Source organism: Arthrobacter sp. JCM 19049 (genome assembly GCF_001310435.1).
Genome location: NZ_BAXF01000189.1, coordinates 1 through 4,015 on the forward strand (window position 1 = coordinate 1; position 4,015 = coordinate 4,015).

At 64.4% G+C, this 4,015-nt stretch carries 5 protein-coding genes and 2 pseudogenes; all 7 read right to left on the reverse strand.

Features of this window, described 5'->3' with window-relative positions; translation table 11 throughout:
* Positions 1-41: 41 nt before the first annotated feature.
* On the reverse strand, positions 42-575 hold the full coding sequence (locus JCM19049_RS09185; protein WP_374700275.1) for an ABC transporter permease: 534 nt from the start codon (positions 573-575) through the stop codon (positions 42-44).
* Positions 541-843, reverse strand: a complete 303-nt coding sequence (locus JCM19049_RS23380; RefSeq protein WP_374700276.1) for an ABC transporter permease — start codon at positions 841-843, stop codon at positions 541-543. The genes JCM19049_RS09185 and JCM19049_RS23380 overlap by 35 nt, the downstream gene beginning before the upstream one ends.
* 6 nt (positions 844-849) lie before the next feature.
* A pseudogene (locus JCM19049_RS09190) lies at positions 850-1,766 on the reverse strand (ABC transporter permease).
* An 11-nt stretch (positions 1,767-1,777) separates the two neighbouring features.
* On the reverse strand, positions 1,778-2,038 hold the full coding sequence (locus JCM19049_RS22545) for a TOBE domain-containing protein (protein WP_306420765.1): 261 nt from the start codon (positions 2,036-2,038) through the stop codon (positions 1,778-1,780).
* 425 nt (positions 2,039-2,463) lie between these two features.
* Positions 2,464-2,936, reverse strand: a pseudogene (locus tag JCM19049_RS22550) (ABC transporter ATP-binding protein); the annotation flags it as partial.
* Positions 2,937-2,942: 6 nt separating this feature from the next.
* Positions 2,943-3,221: a hypothetical protein gene (locus JCM19049_RS09200; RefSeq protein WP_279402834.1), complete on the reverse strand. Its 279-nt coding sequence runs from the start codon at positions 3,219-3,221 to the stop codon at positions 2,943-2,945.
* Between the two features lie 17 nt (positions 3,222-3,238).
* The coding region (locus JCM19049_RS09205) for an extracellular solute-binding protein (protein ID WP_279402835.1) at positions 3,239-4,015 on the reverse strand (777 nt) is incomplete at its 5' end.

Genomic DNA, 4,015 nt, shown 5'->3' on the forward strand with positions numbered 1-4,015 from the left:
GCACGGGTGCTGTCCTGCGGCCGGTGGCCTCACTTGGCGGCTTACTGCGCTTTTTCCAGGGCGCGGCGTTTGCGGTAGCTGAGCACCTGCCCGATGACCACGACCAGCAAGGCCAGGATGAACATGGCCGAGCCGATGACATTGGCCTGGGCCGGGATGCCGCGCGTGGCGGCCACGTAGATGAACTTCGGGAAGGTCTCATAGTTGCCCGAGTTGAAGTTCGTGATGATGAAGTCATCAAAGCTCATCGCGAAGCTCAGCAGGGCGGCGGCGATGATGCCGGGCAGCAGCAGCGGGAAGGTGACCTTCCAGAATGTGGTGCGCGGGTTGGCGTACAGGTCCGCTGCAGCCTCCTCCAGTGTGGGGTCCAGAGCCGAGACCCGGGCCCGCACCGTGACAATCACAAAGGCCATGCAGAACACCACGTGGGAAATCACGATCGTGGTGAATCCCAGTTCCCATCCCAGGTTCAAGAACTGCGCCAGCAGCGCCGCACCGAGCACCACTTCCGGCGTGGCCAGGGGAAGGATGATCAGCAGGTCACTGACGTTGCGGAACCTGAACTTGTAGCGCACCAGCCAGGGCGACGCAGGTTCCCAGCGCGGTGGCAATCACGGTGGCGACCACCCCGATCTGCAGCGAATTGCCCAGTGCCTGGCATACGGCCGGGGCGCCGCATGGGTTCAGCCAGTTCCCCCAGGTGAAGCCGCGCCACTCCAGGTTGGTGCGGCCGGCGTCATTGAAGGAGTAGATAAATATGTACGCGATCGGCACCAGCAGGTAGATAAAGGCCAGCCCGCCGATGGCCGGGATGATCCAACGTCCAATCTTGTGTCGCATCATGTGCTCCTACATCAATTCCTTGGTGCCAAAACGTCGGATATAGATAATGACCAGGATCAGGATGGAGAGCATCAGCACGAAGCTGAGTGCCGCCGCCCCCGGATAGTCAATGACCCGGAAGAACCGGGAGTCGATGACCTGGCCGATCATCGTGGTGTTGCGGTTGTTGCCCAGCAGTGCGGCGTTGATGTAGTCGCCGGCCGCCGGGATGAACGTCAGCAGGTTCCGGCGAACACCCCGGGCGCCGACAACGGCAGGGTGACCTTGCGGAAGGTGGTCGCCGGGCTGGCGTACAGGTCCCCGGAGGCCTCCAGCAGCCGGGTGTCCAGGCGATCCAGGTTGGCATAGATCGGCAGCACCATGAACGGCAGGAAGTTGTAGGTCAGCCCCGCCACGACGGCGAAGGGTGTCGCGGTCAGGTGCCCGTCGGGCGGCAGCAGCGCCAGCGCCTTCAGGCTCTGGGCGACGAATCCCTCATCGGCCAGGATCTGTTTCCAGGCCTGGGTGCGCAGGATGAAGCTGGAGAAGAAGGGGGCGATCAGCAGCACCAGCAGGATGCCCTTGAGCAGCCCGTGGTTGCGCAGGCGCACCGCCACCAGGTACGCCATCGGGTAGCCGATCAGCAGTGCCAGCACCGTGGCGATCAGTGCGAACCAGAAGGAGCGCAGCAGCTCGGGCCAGTACGCCGACAGCACCGTGGCGTAGTTGCTGATCTGGAAGGAGGGGACGAATTCCCCAATTTCCGCGCCCGGTGGGCGGGTGTACAGCGACATGGACAGCAGCACCAGCACCGGCAGCGCGAAGAACAGCAGCAGCCCGATGATGCCGGGCAGCACCAGGTACAGGCCGGTGCGCCCCTTCTTGCGTTCGGCCTTGATCTCCTCCCTGCTGCGCAGGTCCGCGATCTTTCCGCGCTTGGTCATTACCGGGGTGCTCATGACTCCTCCACCCCCGCGGCCGCATTTTCGCTGCCCTCCAGTCCGAAGGTGTGCACCGGGTCCCAGGAGAGGTAGACGCGTTCCCCCACGTCCCCGGGCTGCTGCCCGCGGTTCTGCGAGAACGTGCCCAGCAGGCCGATCCCCTCCACCTGCACCAGGTACTCGGTGGTGGTGCCGGTGAACGAGGCGTCCTTGATGGTGCCGCTGAGCAGGTTCGCCCCCGATTCCACCGCATCCGGGGTGGCGGCGATGTGCATTTTTCCGGGCGCACCCCAACCATGATCTGTCCCTGGGCGGAGACGGCGCGTTCGGCCGGCAGCAGGACCTGGTTGCCTGCGACATCCACGCGCAGCATGCCGGCCTCGCCGCCGGTGACCTCGCCGCGCATCAGGTTGGACTTGCCCAGGAAGTTGGCGACGAAGGCGGTGCGCGGCAGGTCGTAGAGTTCGCGGGGCGGGCCCATCTGCTCAATGCGTCCCTCGTTCATGACCGCGACCACGTCGGCCATGGTCATGGCCTCCTCCTGGTCGTGGGTCACGTGGATGAACGTGAGTCCCACCTCGGTTTGGATGTTCTTCAACTCCAGCTGCATCTGGCGGCGCAGCTTCATGTCCAGGGCGCCGAGCGGCTCGTCCAGCAGCAGCACCTGGGGACGGTTGACCAGGGCACGGGCCAGGGCCACGCGCTGCTGCTGGCCGCCGGAGAGCTGGGCGGGTTTCGGGTGGCCAGGTGCCCGAGCTCCACCAGCTCCAGGGCGGCTTTCGCCTTGGGCATCGCTTCGCGGTCCTTCTTGCGCTTGAGCCCGAACGCCACGTTCTCCAGCACGCTCATGTGCGGGAACAGCGCGTAGGACTGGAACACCGTGTTCACCGGCCGCTGGTGGCTGGGCAGCTGGGTGACGTCCTGGCCGCCGATGGAGATGCTGCCCACGCTGGGGGCCTCCAGTCCGGCGATCATCCGCAGGGTGGTGGACTTGCCGCAGCCCGAGGGGCCGAGCAGGGCGAAGAAGGTGCCCGAGGGCACCGTCAGGTCCAGCTGGTCCACGGCAATGAATTCCGCGAAGCGCTTGGAGATGCTGCGCAGGTGCAGATCCGCGCCTTCGCTGGTGTTGGTGCGGGTCTTGGCCGATTCCCGGCTGCGAATTTGAGTGTTCATTTCGTCCTATACCCCAATGACTGCTTGGAATTGGTTCTGCAGGTCGGTTTCTTCCTCAACCGACAGTTCACGTTCGGTGGTGGCCTTGGCCAGGAACTCCTGATCCGGGAAGATCAGCGGGTCCTCGACCAGCTCCGGGTCGATCTTGGCCATTTCCTGCTGGGCGCCGACCACCGGACAGAGGTAGTTCACGTATGCGGCCACCTCCGCGGCGACGACCGGGTCGTAGTAGAAGTCCATGAGCTTCTCGGCGTTGGCCTTGTGCCGGGCCCCGATGGGCACCATGAAGTTGTCGGACCAGATCAGCCCCGCCGCTCGGGCATGATGAACTCCCACTGGTCCCCCTCCTCGAAGTTCAGCTGGGTGATGTCCCCGGAATACACGATCCCGGCCAGGGCGTCCCCGGAGACGAAGTCCTGTTTGTACGAGTTGCCCTTGACCTGCCGGATCTGTCCGTTGGCGATGTTGCGTTCGAGCACTTCCAGGGCCGAGGAGTATTCGTCCTGACCCCAGTTGCCGGCGATGTCCACGCCCTGGTCCAGCAGCAGCATGGGCATGGTGTCGCGCATTTCGTCCAGCACCGTCACCCGTCCCTTGAGCGCCGGATCCCACAAGTCCTCGACGTTGCGTAGCCCCTTGGGGAAGGCCTTCTTGTTCCAGGCCAGGCCCGTGTAGCCGGATTGCCAGGTCAGTGAGAATTTCCGTCCCGGGTCAAAGCGCACGTCCTTCAAATCCGGCAGCAGGTTGGCCAGGTTGGGGATGTTGGCGTGGTCCAGCGCCTGGGCGTACCCCATGCGGATCAGCCGTTCGCTCATCCAGTCGGTGAGGGTGATCAGGTCCTGTCCGATGTCCTGCCCGGCCGCCAGTTGTCCCTGGATTTTCCCGTAATACGAGTCATTGGAGTCGATGTCCTCGGAGTACTGCACATCGATCCTGGACTGCTTGATGAATTTCTCCAGTGTCGGGTACGTCTTGGACTGGTCGTCGTAGTCCAGGTACAGCGTCCAGTTCGCCCATCCGAGCCGTTGCTCCGCGTCGGAGAGGTCGGCGGCGGCGGTGGGAGCGGTGGTGGTCTTGCC